General features: G+C 37.9%; 24 protein-coding genes, 1 tRNA gene and 1 riboswitch. Of the genes, 10 read left to right on the forward strand and 15 right to left on the reverse strand.

All coding sequences use genetic code 11. The features are described 5' to 3' along the window. Positions 1–200: 200 nt before the first annotated feature. Both H4J73_RS02490 and H4J73_RS02495 read left to right on the forward strand, forming a co-directional pair. The gene (locus tag H4J73_RS02490; RefSeq protein ID WP_182223691.1) at positions 201–1,211 is read left to right on the forward strand and encodes a YafY family protein; all 1,011 of its coding nucleotides are present in this window, start codon (positions 201–203) and stop codon (positions 1,209–1,211) included. A gap of 159 nt (positions 1,212–1,370) precedes the next feature. After that, complete coding sequence (locus tag H4J73_RS02495) at positions 1,371–1,610, forward strand: hypothetical protein (RefSeq protein WP_182181018.1); 240 nt, start codon at positions 1,371–1,373, stop codon at positions 1,608–1,610. Between the two features lie 1,221 nt (positions 1,611–2,831). Here the strand turns inward: H4J73_RS02495 and H4J73_RS02500 are convergent. Then, positions 2,832–2,922 (reverse strand) — tRNA-Ser (locus H4J73_RS02500). A gap of 197 nt (positions 2,923–3,119) precedes the next feature. On the opposite strand from H4J73_RS02500, the gene H4J73_RS20885 reads away from it, so the two are divergent. The 3 genes from H4J73_RS20885 to H4J73_RS20320 are packed head-to-tail and all read left to right on the forward strand — an operon-like array spanning position 3,120 to position 4,452. Beyond that, positions 3,120–3,341: an alpha-amylase family glycosyl hydrolase gene (locus tag H4J73_RS20885; RefSeq protein WP_404851854.1), complete on the forward strand. Its 222-nt coding sequence runs from the start codon at positions 3,120–3,122 to the stop codon at positions 3,339–3,341. Between the two features lie 6 nt (positions 3,342–3,347). Continuing rightward, the gene (locus H4J73_RS20315) at positions 3,348–4,046 is read left to right on the forward strand and encodes an alpha-amylase family glycosyl hydrolase (RefSeq protein ID WP_404851855.1); all 699 of its coding nucleotides are present in this window, start codon (positions 3,348–3,350) and stop codon (positions 4,044–4,046) included. Then, on the forward strand, positions 3,973–4,452 hold the full coding sequence (locus H4J73_RS20320) for a hypothetical protein (RefSeq protein WP_259366725.1): 480 nt from the start codon (positions 3,973–3,975) through the stop codon (positions 4,450–4,452). The genes H4J73_RS20315 and H4J73_RS20320 overlap by 74 nt, the downstream gene beginning before the upstream one ends. Before the next feature lie 159 nt (positions 4,453–4,611). Here the strand turns inward: H4J73_RS20320 and pdsO are convergent, their stop codons facing one another. Beyond that, positions 4,612–5,430, reverse strand: coding sequence for a sortase-associated OmpA-like protein PdsO (gene pdsO, locus H4J73_RS02510; RefSeq protein ID WP_182223692.1), 819 nt, complete (start codon positions 5,428–5,430; stop codon positions 4,612–4,614). Positions 5,431–5,626: 196 nt separating this feature from the next. On the opposite strand from pdsO, the gene pdsR reads away from it, so the two are divergent. Then, on the forward strand, positions 5,627–6,325 hold the full coding sequence (pdsR, locus tag H4J73_RS02515; RefSeq protein WP_182181020.1) for a proteobacterial dedicated sortase system response regulator: 699 nt from the start codon (positions 5,627–5,629) through the stop codon (positions 6,323–6,325). After that, positions 6,315–8,510: a proteobacterial dedicated sortase system histidine kinase gene (gene pdsS, locus H4J73_RS02520; RefSeq protein ID WP_182181021.1), complete on the forward strand. Its 2,196-nt coding sequence runs from the start codon at positions 6,315–6,317 to the stop codon at positions 8,508–8,510. The genes pdsR and pdsS overlap by 11 nt, the downstream gene beginning before the upstream one ends. A 29-nt stretch (positions 8,511–8,539) precedes the next feature. Here pdsS and queE read toward each other — a convergent pair whose 3' ends face one another. Then, positions 8,540–9,214 carry a 7-carboxy-7-deazaguanine synthase QueE gene (gene queE / locus H4J73_RS02525; protein WP_182181022.1) on the reverse strand — a complete coding sequence of 225 codons (675 nt, stop codon included), beginning with the start codon at positions 9,212–9,214 and terminating at the stop codon, positions 8,540–8,542. 79 nt (positions 9,215–9,293) lie between these two features. Here queE and queC point away from each other — a divergent pair, with 79 nt between their 5' ends. Continuing rightward, positions 9,294–9,950 (forward strand): 7-cyano-7-deazaguanine synthase QueC, encoded by a 657-nt coding sequence (gene queC, locus H4J73_RS02530; RefSeq protein WP_182181023.1) that lies wholly within the window; start codon positions 9,294–9,296, stop codon positions 9,948–9,950. Between the two features lie 176 nt (positions 9,951–10,126). Here queC and lysC read toward each other — a convergent pair whose 3' ends face one another. Together lysC and H4J73_RS02540 are read right to left on the reverse strand one after the other, a co-directional pair. After that, positions 10,127–11,479 carry a lysine-sensitive aspartokinase 3 gene (lysC, locus tag H4J73_RS02535; RefSeq protein ID WP_182181024.1) on the reverse strand — a complete coding sequence of 451 codons (1,353 nt, stop codon included), beginning with the start codon at positions 11,477–11,479 and terminating at the stop codon, positions 10,127–10,129. A 108-nt stretch (positions 11,480–11,587) separates the two neighbouring features. After that, a riboswitch (Lysine riboswitch) is annotated at positions 11,588–11,788 on the reverse strand. Between the two features lie 364 nt (positions 11,789–12,152). Further along, entirely contained in the window at positions 12,153–12,437 is a 285-nt protein-coding gene (locus H4J73_RS02540; protein ID WP_182181025.1) for a hypothetical protein, read from the reverse strand. A gap of 417 nt (positions 12,438–12,854) precedes the next feature. Between H4J73_RS02540 and H4J73_RS02545 the strand changes: the two genes are divergently transcribed. Further along, entirely contained in the window at positions 12,855–13,037 is a 183-nt protein-coding gene (locus H4J73_RS02545; protein WP_182181026.1) for a DUF6435 family protein, read from the forward strand. A gap of 65 nt (positions 13,038–13,102) precedes the next feature. Here H4J73_RS02545 and H4J73_RS02550 read toward each other — a convergent pair whose 3' ends face one another. Continuing rightward, on the reverse strand, positions 13,103–13,723 hold the full coding sequence (locus H4J73_RS02550; protein ID WP_182181027.1) for a hypothetical protein: 621 nt from the start codon (positions 13,721–13,723) through the stop codon (positions 13,103–13,105). A 308-nt stretch (positions 13,724–14,031) separates the two neighbouring features. Between H4J73_RS02550 and deoA the strand changes: the two genes are divergently transcribed. Continuing rightward, positions 14,032–15,348 (forward strand): thymidine phosphorylase, encoded by a 1,317-nt coding sequence (deoA, locus tag H4J73_RS02555; RefSeq protein ID WP_182181028.1) that lies wholly within the window; start codon positions 14,032–14,034, stop codon positions 15,346–15,348. 185 nt (positions 15,349–15,533) lie between these two features. Here deoA and pgi read toward each other — a convergent pair whose 3' ends face one another. The 9 genes from pgi to alc all read right to left on the reverse strand — a co-directional run bounded on the left by pgi (position 15,534) and on the right by alc (position 25,131). Continuing rightward, on the reverse strand, positions 15,534–17,180 hold the full coding sequence (gene pgi, locus H4J73_RS02560) for a glucose-6-phosphate isomerase (protein ID WP_182181029.1): 1,647 nt from the start codon (positions 17,178–17,180) through the stop codon (positions 15,534–15,536). 62 nt (positions 17,181–17,242) lie between these two features. After that, positions 17,243–18,205, reverse strand: a complete 963-nt coding sequence (gene tal / locus H4J73_RS02565) for a transaldolase (protein ID WP_182181030.1) — start codon at positions 18,203–18,205, stop codon at positions 17,243–17,245. 56 nt (positions 18,206–18,261) lie between these two features. After that, positions 18,262–19,482, reverse strand: a complete 1,221-nt coding sequence (locus tag H4J73_RS02570; RefSeq protein ID WP_182223693.1) for a NupC/NupG family nucleoside CNT transporter — start codon at positions 19,480–19,482, stop codon at positions 18,262–18,264. 575 nt (positions 19,483–20,057) lie between these two features. Further along, a complete protein-coding gene (locus H4J73_RS02575) occupies positions 20,058–21,290 on the reverse strand; it encodes a urate hydroxylase PuuD (protein WP_182181032.1) in 1,233 nt (410 codons plus the stop codon). Positions 21,291–21,330: 40 nt separating this feature from the next. Further along, a complete protein-coding gene (gene guaD, locus H4J73_RS02580) occupies positions 21,331–22,656 on the reverse strand; it encodes a guanine deaminase (RefSeq protein ID WP_182181033.1) in 1,326 nt (441 codons plus the stop codon). Between the two features lie 4 nt (positions 22,657–22,660). Beyond that, positions 22,661–23,194 (reverse strand): ureidoglycolate lyase, encoded by a 534-nt coding sequence (locus H4J73_RS02585; protein ID WP_182181034.1) that lies wholly within the window; start codon positions 23,192–23,194, stop codon positions 22,661–22,663. A gap of 1 nt (position 23,195) precedes the next feature. Next, complete coding sequence (gene uraH, locus H4J73_RS02590; RefSeq protein WP_182181035.1) at positions 23,196–23,540, reverse strand: hydroxyisourate hydrolase; 345 nt, start codon at positions 23,538–23,540, stop codon at positions 23,196–23,198. A gap of 4 nt (positions 23,541–23,544) precedes the next feature. Continuing rightward, positions 23,545–24,090, reverse strand: coding sequence for a 2-oxo-4-hydroxy-4-carboxy-5-ureidoimidazoline decarboxylase (uraD, locus tag H4J73_RS02595; RefSeq protein WP_182223694.1), 546 nt, complete (start codon positions 24,088–24,090; stop codon positions 23,545–23,547). A 9-nt stretch (positions 24,091–24,099) separates the two neighbouring features. After that, the gene (gene alc / locus H4J73_RS02600) at positions 24,100–25,131 is read right to left on the reverse strand and encodes an allantoicase (RefSeq protein WP_182181037.1); all 1,032 of its coding nucleotides are present in this window, start codon (positions 25,129–25,131) and stop codon (positions 24,100–24,102) included. Positions 25,132–25,157: the final 26 nt, after the last annotated feature.

Consider the following 25,157-nt stretch of genomic DNA (forward strand, 5'->3'; position numbering starts at 1 on the left):
AGGAAGGGTCGTGTATTCTACGTTAGCAAACACAATAACCATTTATATGGATAGCTCATTATTTGCTAACGTATATAAAGAGCAATTAAAAAGTTATTTTGATTTTACTAATTGTAAAATAATCTGGAAAAAAGACAGTCACTATAAAGTTTATAACCACTAAAAAATCAATAAATTTATCTCCTAGGTAGCACCTTGTTATGTCTAAAAGTACTACATTACGTCATTTAGAGATGTTAAGAAAAATCCCTTTATCTCCAGGCAAACCCATAACGACCATTGCCTTACATCAACACCTTACAGATGAAGGGTTTAATGTGAGTAAACGCACTGTTGAAAGAGACTTAGTGAAACTGACCGATATAGGTGGGCTTTATTTAGAAGACACCGCAGAAGGTCGCGGTTGGGGCTGTATTCAAAATAACGCGAGCAAATTTAAAGGCATTCAACCAACTGAAGCGCTGATGTTGATTTTATCAGAAAAGCTGCTACTCAAAGCAATGCCTAGTGAATATACCCTTCGAGCAGAAGCACGAATAGCTGACGCTAAATGCACACTCAACTCAGACAATGCATTTAGCAAATGGCAGGAAAAATTACAGGTAATTTCAGAGGGCTATCCATTAATAAATAATAGTAGATTTATATCTGAAAGTGATCGTGAAATTATTTACGAGTGTGTGCTTTACGAAAACCAAATACAAATCGATTATCAAGCAAAAGATAAAAATACTGCGGTACATTATTGCTTAAACCCTTTAGGAATTATCATTCGAGGACAAAGCCATTATCTAGTGGCAACTAAAAAGGATAGTCCTGAAAAACCGATGTTATTTTTATTTCATCGTATTACAAACGCTGACAAAAACCATACAAAAATGGATGCTCCACTTTCTTTTACTCTGCAAGAATATTTCGCCAAAAACCCTTCTGGTTGGTTATTAAAAGCAGGTAACAAAAGAGAAATCGTTGCACTAAAAGTAAAGGGCTTTGCACTAGATACACTTACCAACAATCAATTAGCAGATGACCAACAAATTTTACAGACTTCAACTCAATGGACGCATGTACAATTTAGCTGTATCCCAACCTATGACTTGGTTGCGTGGATATTAAAATATGGTGCGGATGTAGTGTGCGAGTTACCAACTTATCTTAAAGTTGAAGTCGTAAAAGCCTTAAAGAGCTCATTAAGTAATTATGAATACTAAAATAATGTTAAGAACCAAACAATGACTAAAAACTACAATAGGATTAAATAATAAGATGAGCAAAGAGCCTAATTTTTTTGATTACGTCACTGGTGAACTTTCACAAGATACTTTTATTTATTTATTTGTTGGTTGCTTAATTGGCTAGATTATACAGAAGTGCATGAGTTAAAAAATGCAGCAAAAGAGTTCATTTTATTACTGTGTAAGAAAAATCACCCTCGTGCAGATAAAGTAACTTTAGAATCTATTGGTAAGTTGTTATTAACAGGGAAAGGGAAAGTTTTACAGCAATATAGGAAAATAGATGTGTTTTTCGCTATTGAAATTGGTGCTAAAAGATCAGCATTTATTATCGAAGATATAACAAATACATTCCCACATTCAAACCAGCTTTAAAAATACGTTAATTTTGTAATAGATGAGCAAAAAAGAGAAGAAAGAAAAAAATATCATTATGGAATCCTTAATTGTTATGCCATATATGATTTCCTTACTGGTATGGCTACTGATAATGTAATATTTACATCATATAGATATTACATTTCGAAAATAAAAGACAATCACGATGAAATCATTAGTCAATTAACTGAAAAAGAAGGTTATAAAAAACTTAAATTTGATTTTTTTCAAGACGAATTAATAAAATATATATCAAAATAGTGCCCTAAAACCATAGGTGAGATAGCAATAACTCATGGGACAAGTAGTGGGCGACCTTCGACACTGTATCGATTTATTTTTCTAAAAGATTTTATGACAAAAAGAAAAATGAAAGTGTTTTTACCGATTTGAAAAAAGGAAAAATAAATCTATCGGTGGATATGATTACAGCTTATCTATTAGGCAATATGCTGTAATTAACAACACTAGTATACCTAAAAAATAGAGCGACTGGGCATTTATAAAAAATGATTTTCTGAAGTAGAAATTGAAACATCTGGTTTGTCATTTGGTAAGGCAGTGAAAGATAAGTCAGGGTCTAACTCAAGTGAGATTGCGGTTTTATGCTTCGATAAAAATCAGAAAAACATGCATTCTTTAAAAAGGGTCCTACCACTAGTTCATAGTAAACCTTTAGCTTTGATAAACGAACATCGACAGTTAATTCCATAATCCATTAATCTTAAGTTGTGTTGTTCTTTCTATACGGAACGCACAGTAAACTGAAATAAAGGCAAGGAGGTTCTTTATTAAGATCAGTTCATGCCTAAATTATGACTTTCAGTGGCAGCGAAAATAGCGTTCTGAGATGAAATATAAACGGCCGTTATAAACTTTAAGCAGCTGTTAAGATTAACGAGCTGCTAACTTCAGTTTAGCGCACTAAGTACATCTTAATATTATTGATAGATTCTTATATATTCTGATTTAAAGTCTTCACATAAAAGTGAATTTGATGAGCCCCTTTAAAGTAAACCTAAAAACCTATATTCCAGAAATGCAAAAAACCCGCTAATCTTTCGATTGACGGGCTTTTCTTTGTTTGGCGGTGAGATAGAGATTTGAAAGCTACTCGAAGGTTTAATGCTATAACCCCTTATTTATCTTTAACGTAATGTTTTCAGTTCAAAATGCAAAAAACCCGCTAATCTTTCGATTAACGGGTTTTTCTTTGTTTGGCGGTGAGATAGAGATTTGAACTCTAGAAGGGCTATAAACCCTTGCTGGTTTTCAAGACCAGTGCTTTCGACCACTCAGCCATCTCACCTGAATGTCTTAAAACAATTGCTTGCTTGAAGACGGTGCAGATATTAAGACCTGCAATAACATTTGTAAAGCACTAATTTTATTATTTTATCTTTATGTTCAATAAACCAGCAAGGTAACTAAAAAAACAGCTTTTTAGCTGAAAGTCAGTATATTATTCATTTAAAATCACTTTTTCTCTTTTTATATTTCAATGAGATTGACCCGCACTTAGGCAACAATGAAGATTTAAAGCGCTTCATTGATGCAGCACATAAAGAAAATATAAAAGTATTTTTTGACATTATTACTTACCATACCGCTGACGTCATTAAGTACGTTGAATGTCGTGGCGAAGATGGCTTGCAATATCTGATGAAAGAAAATGACGGTTGCCTTTATAAGTCGCTTGCTCAAATCGCTGTTGGAGATGCCTATTAGCCTATTATTCCTAAAGGACAAGAAAGTCTTAAATCTCCTGCTTGGTTAAATGACAAAAAGTACTACCACAACCAAGGTGATACCACTTACGAAGGAGAAAATTCAATATACGGTGACTTCAGTGGTTTAGACGATATTGATACAGATTCACCAGAAGTTGTTCAAGGTATGATCGATATATTCAAAAACGTGACAAGTGAATTTAAACCTGACGGTTTTAGAATTGATACCATAAAACACGTCAATATGGCGTTCTGGGCAGAATTTGCACCTGCACTGGTTAATCATGCTCAAGAGCTTGGTATTCCAGAATTCGTCATGTTTGGTGAAGTTTATAGTGGTGACAGTGAAGAATTAAGATCATTTACCACTGAAGGAAAAATGCAATCTGTACTCGACTTTTCAATGCAGTTTGCTTTGCAAGACACCCTAATTAAACAACAAGGGACAGATAAACTCGTCGAGTTATTTGAGCGCGACCATTATTATAATGACAGCGACAGCAATGCCAATCAGTTACTTAATTTTACCGGTAATCACGATATGGGGCGCTTTGCTAGCATGTTAAAAGACAGTGTTCTTAATTACAGCGAAGCAGCAATAATTCAACGCACCTTATTAGCCCCTCGCGATGGTTTACTTTCTACGTGGTGTGCCAATTGTCTATTATGGCGACGAACAAGGTTTTGTTGGAGATGTTGGTGACAAAGGAGCTCGTCAAGACATGATGCCTTCATTGGTTAATAGCTACAACGATGATGACTTGCTTGCAAATACGAAAACCACTGCTGATGACAATTTTGATGAAAATCACCTACTTTATAAAACATTTGCTAAATATGCCGATGTTTATTATCAGTATCCTGCACTAAGATTTGGTGAACAAAAAACCTTATACGCTCAAGATACACCCGGTGTGTTTGCAATATCACGTACGCTAAAAGACAGCGACACAATGGTCGTTGTCTTTAATACCGAAAAAACAGTCCAGCCAATCAAGCTAGCACTATCTGGCGCGAAAAAAGTTTATCCCGCGTCTAAATATGATGAAGTGAACCCTGATTCATTAAGTGTGCCTGCGTTGAGCTTTGCTATTTATAAAATTAAATAGCCAGTTTTATAGATAAACATTACAGATAAAGAAAAACCAAGGAAGTATGGGAGTGTCCTTGGTTTTTAATCTTTTAGTCTTTATTCATTTAACTCTATTTCTATCACTGATGTTTCACCTCCTTAGATAAATTAATGAATCAACAAACCTAAACAACACTTAATAATTATTTGCCATTTGTTTACTATTACTGTGTAGCTTAATAACGACACGTCGATCGTAAAAACTCACTTCCTTTTCACTATTTGCCACTACAGGCGCTTGCTCACCAAAAGCAAATAACTGGATACGCTCAGCTTTAACACCTTGGTCGATTAACGCATGCTTAACCGTATTAACACGGGCAATAGAAAGCGCCTGATTTACCTTTTTATTGCCTTGCATATCGGTATAACCTGATAAATCGATAAATAATGTAGGCGATTGCTGCAACATTTCAGACAGAGCAACAATTTGACTGTGATAATGCGGTTGTAAGTCACTAGAGCCGGTTGGAAACTGTAAACTCATCAATAAGTTTTCTGCTTGTAACTGACTGGCACGTTGATATTTTTTATCAACGTTTTGCTCTAAAACAGAAAGTTCTAATTGGTGATTTTGCTCAGCGCGTGCTAATTTTTGACGAAATTGTTGTACGGCAATCGAATAATCGCTTTCTTGCTTATTTATTGACGCCTGCAACTCATTTAAATTTTCTTTGTCGTTTGCAGTTTTTGCTACTAGTGAGCCAGTAACACCAACAAGAATAGCGCCAACCGGCCCACCGAAAATAGCGCCAATGAACATACCAGCACCAAAACCAATGCCTTCTTTATCACTATCAGTAAGTTGTAGTGATTCATTATCAGTAGCGGTGTTATTGTCAAAAGCATAAGCAGACTGGCTTAACGTCGGCGCGGCAATAAGGGAAGCGATTAAAAATAATTTTGCTGGGCTTAATTTACTGTTATTCGTTGTTTTGATATTAATAGTTTTCATGTGAGTTCCTAAAGTAATAAGTTGTTTGTTGTTGACGAGGTAATTAAAACAAGAAAAATAGGCGTTGAAACGACATAAAAAAGGCAAAGTAATGAGCAAATGTGGCAACAATATGGCAATTACAATAATTGCGCGCTTTTATAAAAAAACTCTTATATAGTGCCTAAAATAAGTCAATAAATAGAGTTGCTAGACATTGTTAAAACGAATTGCCATAGTTGAAGATGAAGCCGCTATTAGAGAAAACTATGCTGATGTGCTTCGCACACAAGGTTATCAAGTTCAAACCTTTGCCAACCGAGAAAGCGCCTGCCAAGCATTTGCGATAAGCTTGCCTCATTTGGTTATCCTTGATATTGGTTTAGAACAAGAATATGACGGCGGTTTTACCCTTTGCCAATGGCTTAGAAATATATCAACCACATTGCCTATTATATTTTTAACTGCTCGTGATAATGATGTTGATACCGTCTCAGGTTTGCGCATCGGCGCAGACGACTATTTAACTAAAGATATTAGCCTGCCACATTTGTCAGCGCGTATAGCCGCACTTTTTCGTCGCCAAGAAGCGCTTAAACAACCTACCCCAGAAAGTAGCTTGCTAACATTAGGGTCCTTAACTATCGATAATCAGCGTATGACTATTGTCTGGCAACAGCACAGTGTTGATTTAACCATTACTGAGTTTTGGATGGTCTTTGCTTTAGCTAAACACCCCGGACATGTTAAAAACCGTCAGCAACTGATGAAAGATTCCAACATCTACGTTGATGACAGCACGATTACTTCTCATGTCAAACGTATCCGTAAAAAATTCAACCAAATTGATAAAGACTTTAACTGCATTGAAACAGTCTATGGCATGGGCTACCGTTGGAATAAAGATGAAAAATAAGCTCCATATTCGCTTTGGTTTGCGGGCAAAATTATTACTCTTATCAAGTTTCTTATTTGCTATTCCGTGGTTTGGTTATCAATACGTATGGGAGATGGAAAAGTACTTACGTTTTGGGCAAGAGCAAACAATAATAGGTACCGCAAGAGCACTGGCGACTTCTTTACATGAGCGCCCCAACCTGTTTAATAACCAAGCGAGTTTTTTACCTGATGTTGAAAAAGGTAAAGACTTATATGGTTACCAGTTATCTCAAGCGGTAAACCTTGACGGCTTACCCAACGACTGGCCAAGCTTTCAAGAAAAATCGCATTATTATGGTGTTAACAATCAACTAGGGACACCTTTGTCGGTTGAGCAATTAACCCATCATTTCAGCGCCGCCGTTGGAAAATACGATAAATACTTATATTTTTTTATACAAGTGGTTGACGACAAGGTTATTTATCGCGACGAAAATGCTCGGGCAATAAACAGAAATGACCATCTTGAATTAGCATTCAATGATGTTAATGGTAATTTTCAACGTTTTATTATTAGCAATAAGCGTCAAGGTTGGCTTTCCGCTTATCGTATTAATGATATACAAAGCAATGAAATACTTGAATTTCCAGCATCAATAAGCTTTATTCAAGGACAATGGCGCGATACAGACCAAGGCTATAATATTGAATTTCGTATTCCATTAACCAAAATCAGTGACCGTTTAGCTTTTGCGCTTCATGATGTTGATGCACCATTAAGTGCTGCAATCACCATCATAGGAAGTGCTGACCCTAGTACTGCTGACACCTTAGGTACTATTTTAGTACCATCGCCTGAAATTGAACGTATAGTAAAAGGCATGAGTTACACACAATCGCGTATTTGGGTTGTTGACCAACATCATCGTGTGTTGGCAAAAAGCGGTGACATAACAAAAGCCAGTGGGTTATGGCAGAAAAATATCAATACCTCTGATAAAGATGACTCTTGGTATGCTTGGACACAGAAATATTTAGCCCCTGTCTTTCAACATTTACTAAATAAACCGCAAAATGATTTTATTGACCAGTTATATGACACACAAAATCTGACTGGTGAACATATTGAAGCCGCACTCGCCGGTACACCTAAATCGCAATGGCGGTTAACCACCGATAAAAAAGCAGTCATAATATCTGCCGCCTACCCTATTTACATCAGCGACAAAGTCAACGGAGCGGTGATCGTTGAGGAAACGACCAATGGTATTCTCAGTGTACGAAATAAAGCCTTAGAGAAATTATTCACGTCGATACTTGCGATTATGTTATTGGGAGCGTTAGCTTTTTTCTTTTTCGCGTCACGTATTTCAAACCGTATTCGCCAACTGCGTAATCAAGCTGAAGTCGCTATTGATGAACACGGTAGAATTAATAATGATATTGCACAAAACATGCAAATATCAAAGGCAAATGACGAAATTGGTGATTTATCGCGTAGCTTTTCAACAGCAGTAAATCGGTTAAGCCAATACAATCATTACTTAGAAAACATGTCGTCGCGACTCTCTCACGAATTACGCACACCGATAGCCATTGTTAGAACATCTTTGGAGAATTTATCTTTACAGGCATTACCTGACAGCAGTTCAGCTTATATTGACCGTGCCCAGAGTGGCATTAATCGCTTAAACAATATTTTAACCAACATGAGTGAAGCGACGCGTCTTGAGCAAATGTTGAATCAAACTGACAATGTTAGTTTTAATGTATTCGATGTTTTAAATGGCTGTGTTCAAGGTTACCAGCAAATTTATCCTCATTTTGAGATTGAATATATCGCATCAGATAAAAAAGTTATTTTGGCGGGTTCTCCTGAGCATATCGCGCAATTACTCGACAAAGTAGTGACGAATGCCGTGGAATTTAGCCAAGACAATACGTTATTTATAACCACAGAAACAAAAAGTAAAGCGATAACTATTCACATTAGTAATAACGGCATACTATTACCTGAAACGATGGAACAGCGATTGTTTGATTCAATGGTGTCGATGCGTGAAACACCTCAAACCAAAGAAGATAAAACACCTCATTTAGGCTTGGGGTTATATATCGCACGGTTAATTTGTGAATTTCATCATGGCAAAATAGTGGCAAGTAACCATCATAACCCGCAAGGTGTTACGGTTTCGATCACTTTACCACTACAGAAAAAATAGTGAATGAGGGCTATTGTATAGCGAAGTATTTATTCAATGCCTAGATATTTGTGAACTTGGACTGATAAACGCCAGTTGTTTTCAATACAACTTTTGATCGCTAGCGCTGTTGCTCGTTCTTTTTGACTAATGGGCTGTAAATAAACTTGGGTATCAACAATACTATGCTCTGTTAATAACGCTTTTAAATCATCAATGTGTTGCTCGGTTGCAACGGGATGCTTTATTTCATTAGCACGTAGCATGGCTGAATTTAATATTTTGTAGCCCCCTTTCATATTTACTTTCGGTGAAACGGTCACCCAACACTGCTCAGAGACTTTAAGTTCGAAAGTCCCTGATGTTTCTAACTGACAGCTAAACCCCTTTTTTTCGAGTGCTTGACAAAGGGGGAGTAAATCAACCATAGCTGGTTCTCCACCCGTGATCACAATATGTTTTGCTTGATAACCTTTCTCGCTTATCACCGCTAAAATAGCTTCTACAGAGAGTTCAGACCACGTTTGAGACTCTACTTTTTTTGTTAACATTGCGGATGCGTTTACCTCATCATCAAGATTGATGTCCCAAGTATGTTTGGTATCACACCACGAACAGGCAACGGGGCAACCTTGTAAACGGATAAAAATCGAAGGTTGGCCAGTAAAAGCGCCTTCTCCTTGAATAGTTTCAAATAATTCATTAATTTTATATTTTACGGTCATTGGGGTTTTTGCCTGTTTATTGCTGGTGTGAATTGAAGTAAAATGTGCGACATTAATTATACCCTAAGAGACTTTAGAAATGACAAACAAAGTTGTTGTTATTTATTCTGGTGGCATGGACTCATTCACTGTACTTAATCGCGCCTTGCACGATGGAAAAGAAGTATTTGCCTTAACATTTGACTATGGCCAGCGTCATGTCAAAGAAATTGAGTATGCAAGCACCGTTTGTCAGTCACTCAACGTAAACCATAAAGTTATTGATATTTCATCAATTAATCAGCTACTTGCCGGTTCTTCATTAACTGACGATATTGATATTCCACAAGGGCATTACGAAGCTGAAAGTATGAAATCAACGGTTGTTCCTAACCGTAACATGATTTTATTGTCACTTGCAGTTGGTTATGCGGTTTCAGTCGGTGCTAGCCAAGTTTATTACGGTGCACATTCTGGCGACCATGCGATATACCCTGATTGTCGTCCTGAATTTGTGATGAAAATGAATGAAGTATGTAAAATAGCCAACTATGAGTCCGTAGAAATATTCAGCCCTTATCTTACTGTGACTAAAAGTGATATTTTAACGGATGGATTAAAAATGGGCTTGAAGTATGACAATACTTGGACATGTTATAACGGTCGTGAAAAAGCCTGTGGGCAATGTGGTGCTTGCCAAGAGCGATTAGAAGCTTTCAGTGATAATAATATGACCGATCCACTAAATTACGAATAACCACAACGGGTTGAACATGCTTTCATTCATCGTTTACAAACATCGACGTGCATGGATGTAGGCCTTGTTATTTTCTAGTACTCATTCATGACAACCTATTATGTACATAAAGATAAGACACATAAATGTGTTTTATCTTTTTTTATAGCATTAACTTGGCTAATCACAGCTTATATTTAAGCAAACAAAGCCGTATGTAGCTTTTCAACAGTTTCGTTCGCTTGCTTCTCATCCACCAAAAAACATAAATTATGTTCACTGGCGCCATGACAAATCATCCGAACATTTATGCCTGAAATTGTCTCAAAAATACTGGTTCCTACGCCATTACTGCGATGCATTTTGTTACCAATAACAGCAACTAACGATAAACCATGCTCTACCGTGACTTCACAAAGTTGCTCAAGTTCTTCAACAACGGTTGAATTTAACAGGGCTTGCGTTGACCCCGTTGGATTATCGAAAGTAAGCGCGACACTTATCTCACTCGTGGTAATTAAATCAACACTCAGCTCATGCTTGGCCAAAATACCAAAGACTTGCGCAAGAAAACCGCTTGCGTGCAACATTGCAGGGCTTTTTACGGTCACTAAGGTTTGTTCTCGTCGCAGTGCTATTGAGCGATAAATCGGACTTGATTCAACAAATTGCTGAATACGAGTCCCGCCCTTTTCTGGCTCTTTGCTTGAACCGACAAACACTGGAATATTCTGTCTCATCGCAGGAATTAACGTCGCAGGATGAAGAATTTTCGCGCCAAACGTTGCCATTTCAGCCGCTTCACCAAAACTAATTTCTTTAATCGCACGGGCCTGATCGGTTATGCGTGGATCCGTGGTAAAAATACCTACAACATCAGTCCAAATAGAAAGATTATCAGCGTGTAATGCTTCAGCTAATAGTGCAGCACTGTAATCAGAGCCACCACGACCTAATGTCGTGGTATAGGCATCTTCGTCTTGCCCGATAAAACCCTGTGTAACAACCACTTTATCAGCAAGTAGCGGAGTAAGGGATTGCTTTGCATGTGCAGATAATTGCTCAAGATCGACTACCGCTTTTCCATATTGAGCGTTGGTTTTCATGACTTGGCGAACATCAAACATTTCACCATTAACACCCACTGATTGCAGGACTTGTGCAAATATACGTGAACTCATTTGCTCGCCAAAGGACAAAATAGCATCTGATATACGTGGGCAATAATTTAGTGATTGGGCATTAGAAAACTCACTTAGCTGCTGAAGTAATTCAGCAATTTGGTCATTAAGCATTTGCTCTTGTGCTAAATGTTGGGTGATATTTAATTGAATAGCGCGAATATTGGTAATAATGTCTGTTTGTTCATGTTCTGGCACATTTTTTTGACTTAAACGAACCAATAAGTTTGTTACGCCCGAGCTTGCGGAAACGACAACCAGTTTATTACTTGGATCGTTTTTTATGATGTGAGCGCAACGCAACATCGCTTGGTGATCAGCAACACTGGTGCCACCAAATTTAGCAACGGTAAGAGGTGATAATGACATTAAGGTCTCCCTAATTAAGTCCTGATATATAAATATCAAATAACTTGTAAACTGTAAGGAAGAGCATGACTGAAGAGAAAGTGTTCATGAGTAGAGCCACTTAACTTTTCAGCCAGAAGCTCTCCACCATAAAATAATTAGGCTTTTAAAAGCACTAATTAGAGGTGACAATCCCAGGGATTCAGCCCTAGTAACCGAATAAATAACGCCACTCGCTAACTATTCTCGGCTGCAGTCTCCCTCAATAACAGTCAAAAGAATGGTGGTTCCTCGTGTTATTTACCTAGCTACAGCTCCTCTTCTGGTGTAAATACTAAACAAGTCAATTTGAGTATTTAGTCTAATATTTCACAAGCGAATTAAAACCTATATATAAAGAAAAATCAACCATCAACGTCAATATTTTGATAAATAAGCTTTCTCATAGAGAAAGCTTATGAGTAACAGAGCTTTGTTAACCGTGAAATAAATAGAAGTAACGCAAACAAGCACTTCACGAATAAATGCGCTGTAATATAGGCCTTCAATAACGCCACCTACATAGCAATACTTAGAGATTTACTTGGCCATATAACGCGTTGACGAAGAGGAATAGTTTGTTACCACGGGATAGCAAGAGCACTCATATTATTTACAGTCCAGGGATAGGGATATTTGCCAAGTTTAATTGGCGTTATTTAATAATTGAAACACCCGCAACTTCTACAACTGTTTTTGCATCCGCTCGTTCAATAACTTTTAGTAATGTGGTTTGAATGGTTTCGTCTTTTCTAGCATCAACTTTACTGGTAAATTTTTGCTCTTGAGCCGCCTCACCTTCGCCAGCGATAAAACCAACCACAACTTCACTTGCGTAATCAGCTGATTCGCCAAAATATGCCAGTGATATTTGAGGGTAACCTTGAAATCCTTTTTTAACTCTTTTTTCTATACGTTTTGTTGATTTATCTAAATTCATAGTAGGGTCCCAAAAGATATATAGCGCTGTATTAAACAACTCATTGTCATTAATTATAATGTTAAACGAAGTGAAAAAAAACTACTAGCTGATGTTATCTCACCTTTACAACAATATTTACTGGCGTATCTCCATCTTTTATTGTTGATTTTAATGTGCCTCCCCTTAGGTTGACTATAATGTAAACGCCATTACATTATTAAATGAGGCTTTAATCATCATCAATCAATTAAGCTTGATAAAATAACACAATCATCACATTTATCTGTATATTAATATCGTTTACGTCTATATTTAAAATGACATTTGCCATCCTATTAAAGGACTTAATAAGTTTTTATCTAAAAGTGACAATAATGAAACTAAAATCGGTTTATATACGTATAACAACCTATAACCAACTCAACGGTAAATAAAATGTTTGGAATATTTAAAAAAGACCCGATCAAAAAATTAAATAAACTCTATGAAGCTAAGCTCGAGCAAGCGATGTTCTCGCAAAGAAATGGCGATATTAAGTCGTATTCAATGATCACCGCTGAAGCTGAAAAAATAGCGGTTCAAATACAAGAATTAGAACTAGAACGTTCAAAAAAATAATCGTTCGTAAGTAGATTGAAGCGGAAAGTAATATTGTTAAACATTATATATTCCGCTTCTTAATCTCAGTGTAATACTAACTCGAAATAATGTTCTTGTTTGGTAAATCCAACACGCTTTAAATATATCCCATGGTTTTCATCTGATGCCTCTACCACCAAGTGCTTAATACCCTCTAATTTTAGTTTGTTATCTTGGTGGGAAAACATAAATTTAGCCGCTTTAAAATCTCGGTCTTCTGGAATAATATAATCAAGTAGTACTTCAACCTTCCCCATATCATTCAATTGTCGATAAGCAAAGAAACCCACGGGCTTCATGTTTCTAAACACTAATAGAACATGTGCATCATCGAGTTGTTGCCACTGAAATTTTGTACATAACTGCTTGATATCTTTACCGTAGCGCTCTTTTAACAAGCTAAACAGTGGCGTTTGTACTGACTTTAATTTAACTAAATCAAACTGATCTTTTTCTTTATAAATACGCACTAAGTAGTAAATATCTACTAAAGTTATCCAACCATTTAAAATAAAAACAGGATAAGCATCAATAAAGTAGCCATAAGCACTAAAGGCAGCAGCTCCAAATAAATTTATCCAACGCAATCGTTTGATATTCGACATCATTAACGACAACGCGATTAGCACACTAGCAACATAACCAAAGACTTCTAACAAGGACATCACATCACTCTTTTAATAAAAAATTAAATGAAAAACAATTTTCTGACCATTTGGTCAGAAAAAATAGGTTTTATCTTGACACAGCAGTCAGGAAAACACAATATATCCTCATTAACTGTAGATAACAGTCAGTTATGACACAAATAAAAACTAAGTAAAGCAATATAAATTGAGCAATTAGTCACGCTAACAGCTCAAGGCAAGATGCCATAATCGCTATAACTAACCCACGGAACAATTACCCTACGGATTGCTGTTCAGTGAATACCTAAAGCTTTTATAACACAATTATTATCTAAAGGATTTTTATGCACTTACCTCAAAATATTATTCGTCAAAAACGTAACAAACAAGCCTTAACCGTAGATGAAATTCAATGCTTTGTTGATGGCCTTAAAACGGGTGATTTTACCGATGCACAAGTAGGTTCTATGGCAATGGCAATTTGGCTTAACGGCATGACAACCGATGAAGTTGTAAACCTAACCATGGCTATGCGTGACTCAGGCACTGTTGTAAATTGGCATAGTATGTTAGATAAACCCATTGTTGATAAGCATTCAACTGGTGGTGTTGGTGATAAAGTGAGCTTAATGTTAGCACCAATAGTGGCGGCTTGTGGTGCAAATGTCCCGATGATTGCTGGTCAAGGTTTAGGTCATACTGGTGGCACAGTTGATAAATTAGAGTCTATTCCAGGCTTTAATGTACGTCCTAGTCTGTCAGAGTTCCAAGCGACAGTGCAAGTTCAAGGTACCGCTATTATCTCACAGACAAAAGACTTAGCCCCTGCTGACAAACGTCTTTACTCAATTAGAGATGTTACCAGTACGGTTGAATCTATTCCTTTAATAACCGCCTCTATTTTGTCAAAAAAATTAGCAGCGGGCCTTGAATCATTAGTTATGGATGTCAAGGTTGGCAATGGCGCTATGATGGCTGATATAGAATCAGCTCGAGCCTTAGCTCACTCAATAGTCTCTGTTGCCAATGGTGCTGGAACACCCACTCAAGCATTAATTACTGATATGAATCAACCTTTAGGTACAACGGTAGGTAACGCACTTGAAATACAAGAGACTATTGATTATTTAACCGGAAAGTACCGTGAGCCAAGGTTACATGAAGTAACAATCGCCCTTGCTGCTCGCATGTTATTAACCAGTAAGATAGCGACCAGTATTGAACAAGCAACCATTTTAGCCGAAGAGGCACTAACGTCAGGCAAAGCGGCTGAAATATTTGGAAAAATGATCACGGCAATGGGCGGCCCAGCGGATTTATTAACTAACAGTGAAAATAGACTGCCTAAAGCTAAGATCATTAAAAACATCAAGGCACCAACAGCCGGTTATATTGGCACAATGGACACTCGCGCTATTGGTATGGCGCTAGTAGAAATGGGTGGTGGTCGTGTCGATCATAATCAAAGCTTAGATTATAGTGTTGGCTTTAGTGATATAAAACCCAAAGGCACGAAAGTGGCGGAAGGTGACGTCATTGCTATTGTACACGCGAAAGATGAGGCTCAAGCAAGCCAAGCAATTAAACAATACTTAAGTGCAATTGAAATTTCAACGATGCAAGTTGTTGTTGAACCGGTTATCCATGAACTCATTACATAATACCTATTTGAGATAATAAGGCGCAATGATGCTTTATCTTTAATAATAAAAAACCGAGCGATAATAAGCTCGGTTTTTTATGGCTGTTATTATATTATCCCTTAAAATAACGCGCGAAGACTGCTGCATTCCCAGAGATAAAACAGCTTATTGAAGCTCACTCAATCAATAACATTATCGCTCACTTAAGGTTGATTAGCATAACGATATTGAGCAAGCAATAATTCGGTAGAGCTATCTGAAAGCTCAGTATTATTGGGTTGTCCTATACGGGATAATATATCATCCCCTAATATTTTCCCAAGCTCTACACCCCATTGGTCAAAAGAATTCAAATTCCAAATAACCCCCTGTACAAAGACTTTATGCTCATATAAGGCAATTAACGTTCCCAGTTGATAAGGCGTGAGTCTGTTAAAGGTCAAGGTATTTGAAGGTCGATTACCCGGCATTTCTTTATGTTTAGCAATCACTTTAGCTAACGCTTCTTCCATGCCTGAACCAACAAGTTCATCATAGGCTTGTTGATGGGTTTTTCCTTGCATTAGTGTTTTACTTTGCGCAAAACAATTGGCCACAAGCATATCTTGATGGCCATTCATCTTATGTTCTGCGACAAGAGGTTGAATAAAATCAACGGGGACAACCGAAGTCCCTTGGTGTAACAACTGATGAAATGCATGCTGGCCATTTGTACCTTCTGCACCCCAAATTACAGGGCCTGTGGTACTACTGACAATTTCATTGTTAAGCTGACAGCTTTTGCCATTAGATTCCATATCCATCTGTTGTACATACGCGGGGAAACCGCGTAAATAATGACTATATGGTAATAAAGCATGGGTTTGGCAGCCAAAGAAGTTATGGTTCCAAACCCCTAACATCCCCATTAATACGGGTAAGTTTTGCTCAAGCGGTGCCTCTTTAAAATGCTGGTCAAGATCCGCCGCACCTTTAAGTAATTCAGTAAAACCCTGATTACCAATAGCCATTGCAATGGGCATACCAATCGCTGACCATAATGAATATCTACCTCCAACCCAATCCCACATAGGAAAAACATTCTCGCCACTAATGCCAAATGCGACGGCTTTAGTAACATTGGATGAAATAGCAATAAAGTGACGACTCAATTGCTCAAAAGCCACGTTGTTATCATAAAACCATTGGCGAGTAGATTCAGCATTCGTTAAGGTTTCTTGGGTATTAAACGACTTTGAAGCAATCAGCACCAAAGTCGTTTCAGGGTTTAAATCACTTAAGACATCATGGAGATGATTACCATCAATATTAGCAACAAAATGCTGTTTAGGCCCTCCTTGAACATAAGGTTTTAATGAAGTCGTTACTATTTTTGGTCCCAAAAAAGAACCACCAATGCCTAGATTTAAAACATCAGTAATACATTTGCCACTATACCCCAACCATTGCTTGTCGCGCACTTGGTTCACGACTGCTTCTACCTTAATTCGTACCGCTTTGATTTGAGGCACTATATCAACTCCGTCAACGAGAATTGGCTTATCATCTTGTTGTCGTAAAGCGGTATGTAATACTGACCTGTTCTCAGTATTATTAATCGGCGCACCTGCAAACATCGCATCACGTTTTGCGGCTAATTGTGCTGAATCTGCTAATGCCATTAATAAAGCACGCGTTTTTAAGGTAATACGGTTTTTTGAGTAATCGAGATTTAAGCCACAAGCGCTCACTGATAAATTTTCTGCTCGTTTGGGATCACTAGCAAACAAGTCACGCAAATGGCTACTTTCTACCTCAACTAAGTGTTGTTGCAGTGCTCGCCACTTATCGTTAAAAGTATCCATTAACATGAGCGGTGTCCTAACGTTATCTTAAACGTATCTATTAGCATGAACGGTTTCCTGACGTTATCTTAAAATAATTGACTTAGTTGACTTTCGAGCTTGCATTGGTCAATGGCAAAGTTACGAATACCTTCTGCTAATTTTTCTGTTGCCATAGCATCTTGATTCATCTCCCAGCGAAATTGCGCTTCGGTTAATGATGCTGGCTTTTCTTGAATATTTGTTGCTGGCATTAATTGTTGTGTGATCTGCTGATAATTTTCTGATAATTCGCTCATTAATGGTGGACTGATTGTTAGTCTGTCACAGCCCGCTAATGCAATAACCTCATCAATATTACGAAAACTTGCGCCCATCACTACAGTGTTATAATTATGCTGTTTGTAATAATTATAAATTTCTGTCACTGAAATCACCCCAGGATCTTCAGCGGCTAAATAGCTATCACGACCGGTATCTTTTTTGTGCCAATCAAGAATTCGACCCACAAAGGGTGAAATTAAATACACTTGTGCTTCGGCACAAGCTTTTGCTTGAGCAAAGCTAAATAACAACGTTAAATTACATTGAATGCCCTCTTGCTCGAGTTGTTTAGCGGCTTGAATACCTTCCCAAGTAGATGCCATTTTGATTAATATACGCTCTTTCCCAATACCGGCTTCTTGATACATAGCGATAAGTTGACGGGCCTTAACCATACTGGCCTCTTTATCAAAAGATAAACGTGCGTCAACTTCTGTAGAAATACGCCCAGGTACTATCGCTAAAATTTCTAAGCCAATTAATACTGATAATTTATCAGCCGCAAGATTGACTTCAATGGCTTTGTCTTTAGTCTGACTTTTTGCCCAATTAACAGCTTCTGTCAGTAAGTTTTGATAAGCAGGTATAGCAGCAGCTTTTAATAATAATGAAGGATTAGTCGTCGCATCCATTGGTGAAAATTTTGCTATGGCTTCAATATCGCCGGTATCAGCAACGACTGTTGTCATGGTTTTTAATTGTTCGAGTTGAGATAGTTGTGCTTGCATAATAATTCCTGTAAAAAAGTTTCTGTTTATTTATTTGTTTAAATTAATGAGGTAAATTAGATAAAAATGCCTGCAATAGTTGCGCTCATCAGGTTAGCCATAGCGCCAGCGAGAACCGCTTTCATGCCAAGCTTAGCAATATCAGGTCGACGTGTCGGTGCCATATTCCCCATACCGCCTAATAAAATAGCCACCGATGAAAGGTTGGCAAAACCGCACAGCGCAAAAGTAATAATGGCTTGGGTTCTTGTCGTTAATTGATCAGCAACCGTAATAAAATCTAGATAAGCAACAAATTCATTGATGATAATTTTTTGTCCTAAAAAGCTCCCTGCCATGTTTGCTTCATGCCAAGGAATACCAATAAGGTAAGCGACAGGTTGAAAAACATAACCTAAAATCAGTTGCAAACTAAGGTTTTGTAGGCCGAACCATTCTCCAAATCCGCCTAATAAACCATTTACCATGGCTAATAAAGCAACAAAAGCTAACAGCATTGCACCAACATTTAACGCGAGCATCATGCCGTTAGATGCCCCGGTTGCTGCTGCGTCAATCACATTAACCGCTTCTTTAGCATCGGTGTTCATATCGTCTAAATTATCATTGGGTTGTTCTGTTTCAGGCACTAACATCTTTGCCATAAGCAAACCGCCTGGTGCGGCCATAAAGCTTGCAGCAATTAAATATTTTAAGTCAATACCAATGCCTGCATAACCGGCAACAACAGATCCAGCTACTGAAGCGAGCCCGCCAACCATTACCGCAAAAAGCTCCGAGCGTGTCATTTTAGGAAGAAAGGGCTTAATCACTAACGGCGCTTCTGTTTGGCCAACAAAAATGTTTGCGGTTGCTGACATCGATTCTGCTTGGCTGGTTTTAAGAAGTTTTTGTAGGCCACCACCTATAAATTTAATCACTAACTCCATCACGCCAATGTAGTAAAGCACGGCAATCAAGGCTGAGAAAAAAACAATAACCGGTAAAACATGGAACGCAAACATAAAGCCTAAACTTTTTTGCCCAATTTGTTCACCAAAGATAAAACTAATACCGTCATTAGCATAGCCAATAACACTAGACACACCGCTGGCAACACCCAGTAAAATGTCTTTTCCTGCGGGCATATACAAGACAAATGCCCCCAAAGTTACTTGCAACACTAAGGCACCGATGATGGTACGCCAGTTAATATTTTTTCGATCTGACGAAGCTAAATAGGCAACAGCTAAGAGGATGAATACCCCTAAGATACTGCGTAATATATTTGTATCCATGTTATTCCTTTATTATTTCTGATGACACTAGCTACCGATATAAATTACAGCGACATTAAAAATTTATTATTATTATTTGAATAAACCTGACTGTATAGTCAAGTTTAAATCTAAACTAAGAATCTATTAAGGTCAATAAGATATTTGCATTGAAAAGGCTATACAGTCTTTTAAAATAAGTCTTTATAGTTTTATTGCCGAGCTGAAACGAAAGAATATTAATGCGACTATATAAAAACCTGACCACCTGGTTAATTTATATTGCATTTAACATTTGATGTTATAGGAGGTGATTATCTTTGGCAGAACAGTTGTTCTCAATGAATTTGACACCGTTGTAGATAACCCAAAAGAGCGAAGAGATATATGCCGCCAATAGACACTAAAGACAGTAAATTGTTCAGAAACGGTTATATGAGTCCTGTAGCATAATGAAGTCGGTATTTTAAGCGCTGGTCATATTTTTTGGTTAGAGTTGCTCAGTGCTGACCAAGAATGATCAGCACTTAAGCCTAGGTCACAAAATGATGTTCGATAAAATAAAGGTAAGGCTAAAGCAAAATACCTTCATATATTCAATACTTTTGCTTATCACTTTCGCCTTTATTTGAATCATCAATAATCGCTCCAGCTTTAATCCAATGTGCTAGTTGCGCTCTTTCTTTGTCAGTTATATTAGTTTTATTGAGTAAAGGCATATCTTGACTATCAATTACCCGTGCTTTTATCCGAGGTGCCCACTGCTTAAGTTGTGCTTGAGTATCAAGCATTACACCTGCAGGAGCTGAGCTGAACACATCATCAGTGGGGGTTGCTGAATGACATGTCGTGCAACGTTGCTGCACAATACTCATTGCGGTACTTGCATTAACCGCTGCTAATTTGTCAGCGCTACTATCAGCTGATTTTGGCGCTATGACAATAGCGAGGGCTATTGTAGCCAAGCCTGCAGCAATAAGTATCATCGGTTTTTGCTTACCAAAGTGGCGAAGAATAAAATATTGTCTCGCTGCACCCGTAATAATAATTATCGCCACTAATACCGCCCAGTTATAAGGTTGGTTATAAGTAATGGGATAATGATTAGAGATCATAATGAACAAGACTGGCAAGGTGGTATAGGTATTAAAAGTTGACCGTAATTTCGCTTTTTGTGCATATTTTGGATCAGGGGCTTCGCCGCTTTCAACAGCCGCAACTAAAGCACGTTGTGCAGGCATAATACCGCGAAATACATTACCCGCCATAATGGTACCTATTACAGCACCAACATGAATAAAGGCACCTCGAGCACTAAAAACTTGGCTTAATCCATACGCTAAACCTGCGCCCATAAGCAATAATACCAGCGCAAAAAGCACTGAATGGTTAGCCAGTCTAGTCATACACATCAATTCATAAGCTAACCAGCTACCAAATATTACTGACAAGCCGATAATTATCGCCTGCATTTGACTAATATCGGCAACACGAGGGTCAATAAGATAGGATTCTGCGCCAACATAATACATTACAATTAGCAGTGCAAAACCGGTTAACCACGTACTGTAAGCTTCCCATTTAAACCAATGTAACGTCGTTGGCATTTTTTCTGGTGCAAGTTGATATTTAGCCACTTCATAAAAACCACCACCATGAATAGCCCAAAGGTCGCCTTTAATGCCTTTGTCTGCTTTCCACTGTGGTGGTGTTTCAAGGTGATTGTCTAACCACACAAAATAAAATGACGCGCCAATCCAAGCAACGCCCGTGACTAAATGTAGAAAGCGTAAAATTAAGTTAAGCCATTCAGCAATATATGGATCCATATTTTTTCCTACTTATTAATTCTTATAATTATTGTGTGCGCTAATCGTAATGAATATTGGCTAACTCGCCCTGTATATAAGTAGCCTTAACCGCACGGTCATCGCCTAATATAGTAAAAGAGAATAGTTTTTCTGCCAGTGTTTGGCACTGCTCTAATCTCAACTTAATTAATGGCGTTGCATGATAATCAAGTACGATAAAATCAGCTTCACAGCCCGGTAAAAAATTACCTATCGTACCTTCTAAATCTAATGCCCTCGCGCCGCCTAATGTTGCCAAGTAGAACGACTGCAGCGAATCAAGTTTTTTACCTCTAAGCTGTTGTGTTTTGTAGGCATCTTTTAATGTTTCTAATATTGAAAAGCTTGTTCCTGCGCCAATATCAGTCCCTAAACCCACTTTAATATTGTGTTGCTGTGCAACATCAAGTTTAAAGAGTCCGCTGCCTAAAAATAAGTTTGAACTTGGACAAAAGGATAAAGCAGAATTAGACTGGGCTAAGTCTTTATATTCAGCGTCACATAAATGTATGCCGTGAGCAAAAATACTGCGTTCACCGAGTAACTCATGTTTTTTATAGACATCCAGATAGTTTTCACAATCTGGGTTGAGTGATTTAACCCATTCCATTTCTTTCAAGTTTTCAGACAAATGAGTTTGCATATAAACACCTGGATATTCTTTTAACAATTGTCCTGCCAAACTTAACTGTTGATCACTGCTGGTTGGCGCAAACCTAGGCGTTACTGCGTATTGCAAGCGGCCTCTTCCATGCCAATTTTCGATAAGCTGTTTGGAGTCATCATAACTACTTTGCGCGGTATCGATTAAATCTATCGGTGCATTTCTGTCCATCATCACTTTGCCAGCAATCATTCGTAGATTTTTACGTAAAGCCACTTCAAAAAAAGCATCGACTGATTCAGGATGCACGGTACCAAAGACAAGTGCTGTTGTTGTACCACTGCTAAGTAATTCATTTAAGAAAAACTCGCTAATTTTGCTCGCGTACGCTTTATCAGCAAACTTTTTTTCGGTAGGAAAGGTATAATCTTCTAACCACTGAAGTAATTGCTCACCATAACTTCCTATCATTTCAGTTTGAGGATAATGGATATGGGTATCAATAAACCCAGGAACGATTAGGCCATTTTTAATGTGTGTAACGACGATAGCACTGTCTAAATTAACTAAGATAGCTTTTGCAGTACCGAGTTGTTTAACTTTGCCATTTTCTATAAGCAAAAGACCATCTTCAAAATACTGATAGCCGCACGATTCGTTTTGCTCAGTATTTTGGCAAGACGTTAAGGCAGGGTCTTCTGTGAAGTGTAAAATTTCACCACGAAAAGCTTTTACTGACATCGACTTAATAGTTCCTGTTGTCTAAATTAAAATGAATGGTTATTGTATTTTCTAACGTAACTTCATCGCAGTTTTTACCGACACCTTGTCGGTCAACAACTAAGAAGTCAGACGTTTTACCTAACGCTAAACTATAGTGATGCCACGTACCTTTATGGTAATTAACACCTTGGTTTCCTTGGGCAATAAAGATCTGAAGCTTGGTCACGTCAAATTCGCCCTTTGGTGCAACCACAACAAGGTAAGCGTTAACAGACAAAGGATAGAATGCTTGACTAGATAAGGGATGACGCTCCATACAATCAATCGTTAACTGCCCTTTCTTATCATTAATTTCGCAACATGCTTTTGGCGATGAACGAAAAACACTGATAATGCCTTGTCCTGCTTCATCGGTAACGTCAAGGGATGTTAACGCATGATATCTTTGTGTTAGGCCATAATTTATTGATATTTTTTCAGCATCATCACTGACTTCAATAACGTCACCAAAAGGTTCAAATGCCTCTCGGGTAAGTGGCTTAGCATGTAACTCCATACTAGCTACCACGATAGGTTGAGTAACCAAAAGCCGTCAGCAATAAGGGAATATGGTAATGGTCACCATCTCCACTAATATTAAAAACAATATCAACGTAAGGGTAAAATGCTTGTTCGTTCAGCGCGCTAAAGTAATCACTAATAGCAAAATGAACGCGGTAACTCCCAGCAGGCAATACCCGATTTTGTTCAAGTAAAGCAGGTACTCGCCCATCAGCATTTGTTTTACCTTGTGCTAATAGCAACCATTCTCCTTCATTATTACTGTTAAACAGTGAAATGGTAATACCTGCAGCGGGTTTACCGCGACTTGTGTCTAATACATGCGAAGTTATTTGACTCATCGTTTTATATCTCTTTTACGTTTGAAGCAGTGTTTATAGTCACAGGCGTTTCGATCATTTTTTCAATTCTGATCTGCAAAATTTTTCTTTGCTCTTCTGCAGCGTTAATAATTTCATCGGATCTTTCATTAACAATACGTTGACTCAATATTTCTAACATCTGCGACGCTGTTTTACCGGTGGCGCAAACAATAAAAATGAAAGCAAATTTTTCTTGATAGTCATCATTTAATTGCTTTAACTGAGTTAACGTTTTTTCTGTTGCGGTGTTCACACCCGATTGCTCACCCGCTGCTATTTTTTCTGTTGAGCGATATTTTTCTCTTAAACTTGATACATCACCAATTTTGGGATGCCCTTCAAAAGCTTGCAAATAATCAGCTTCCGTCAAACCTTGCCAGCTGATGTTAGCTTGCTCTTTTAGAGCTTCAACATGATTAAATGGCATGGCTGCAACCATTCTGTCAACCCAGGTATTAGCCGTACAGCACTGCATAAATTCAAGTTGTGCTGCTTCAGGTGCTAATTTATTTAACGCTGAAATTTTCATATTCTTTAGTTACCCCACGTAGCCCATAATGCGCATTCGACTAACACCACCATCAGGGTAGATATTTAATCTGACATGACTAAAAGACTGTTTATTATCGTCGACAACAAACCACTGCTCTCTATCAGCGTAAAGCTTTGTTTGGTCGATAATAGTTTGCCATTTCATCTCATCTAAAGCCGTTATGCTTTTTTCAGCATAAGCACCTTCTAACTTGAATGTGTCAGGGAAGTTACCTTTGAAGTGGCAGGTATCAATGAGTACTTTTTTGATTTGAGCGACTTTCGCCAATTCAATAATGATCCAGTCAGGTCCGGGGTCTCGGCGACGTTTAGTTTCCCAACCATCACCCATATCTTTACCACGACCCGGCATAATTAAATTGTTTTTATCACTAAAAAACATATCGCTACATAACAGGGCTTTACCACCATTGGTAATAGCAGCAACATCAATTAACTCGCCTGTTAAAAATTGCGGCCAATCAGCGACAACTTCACCATAAACGCGGAATCTTGCAACACCACCGTCTGGGAATATATTTAAACGTACATGTGTCCAAACTTGTTCGCTTTGCACGGCAAATACATTTTGGCTATGCGCATGAGTTTCATGCTTCGTTAATATTTCTGTCCATTGCGTGCTGTCATCAGGGTTATCTATTGAAATACAGCCTTCAATGCTAATTTGTGCGGGTGCGTTACCACGGAAAAAATTAGTATCCACGTCTACGCCTTTAATAATTCCTGGCGTACCTAAACGGATAACGCACCAATCGAATGCTCGACCATTGTCACGACCATAGCTTCTGCGTGATTCCCAACCGTCCATCCATTTACCACGGTCAGTATATTTATCATCAATAAAAATGCCACGACCAGGCTTAAGTAAGTTTTCCATTTCTGCAAAGAAATCATCACTACACGCGATAGTCTCTCCACCAATACGTTTTGACGCTAAATCAACATAGTTACTGGTTATAGTGTCCAATAAAGTATCAATACTTTTTGTATCTGAAGTGTTTACGGTTAAATCATTCATTTAAATTCTCTTTCATTAATGCTTTT

The sequence above is a fragment of the Colwellia sp. MB3u-41 genome, assembly GCF_014076845.1.
Taxonomy (GTDB): domain Bacteria; phylum Pseudomonadota; class Gammaproteobacteria; order Enterobacterales; family Alteromonadaceae; genus Colwellia_A.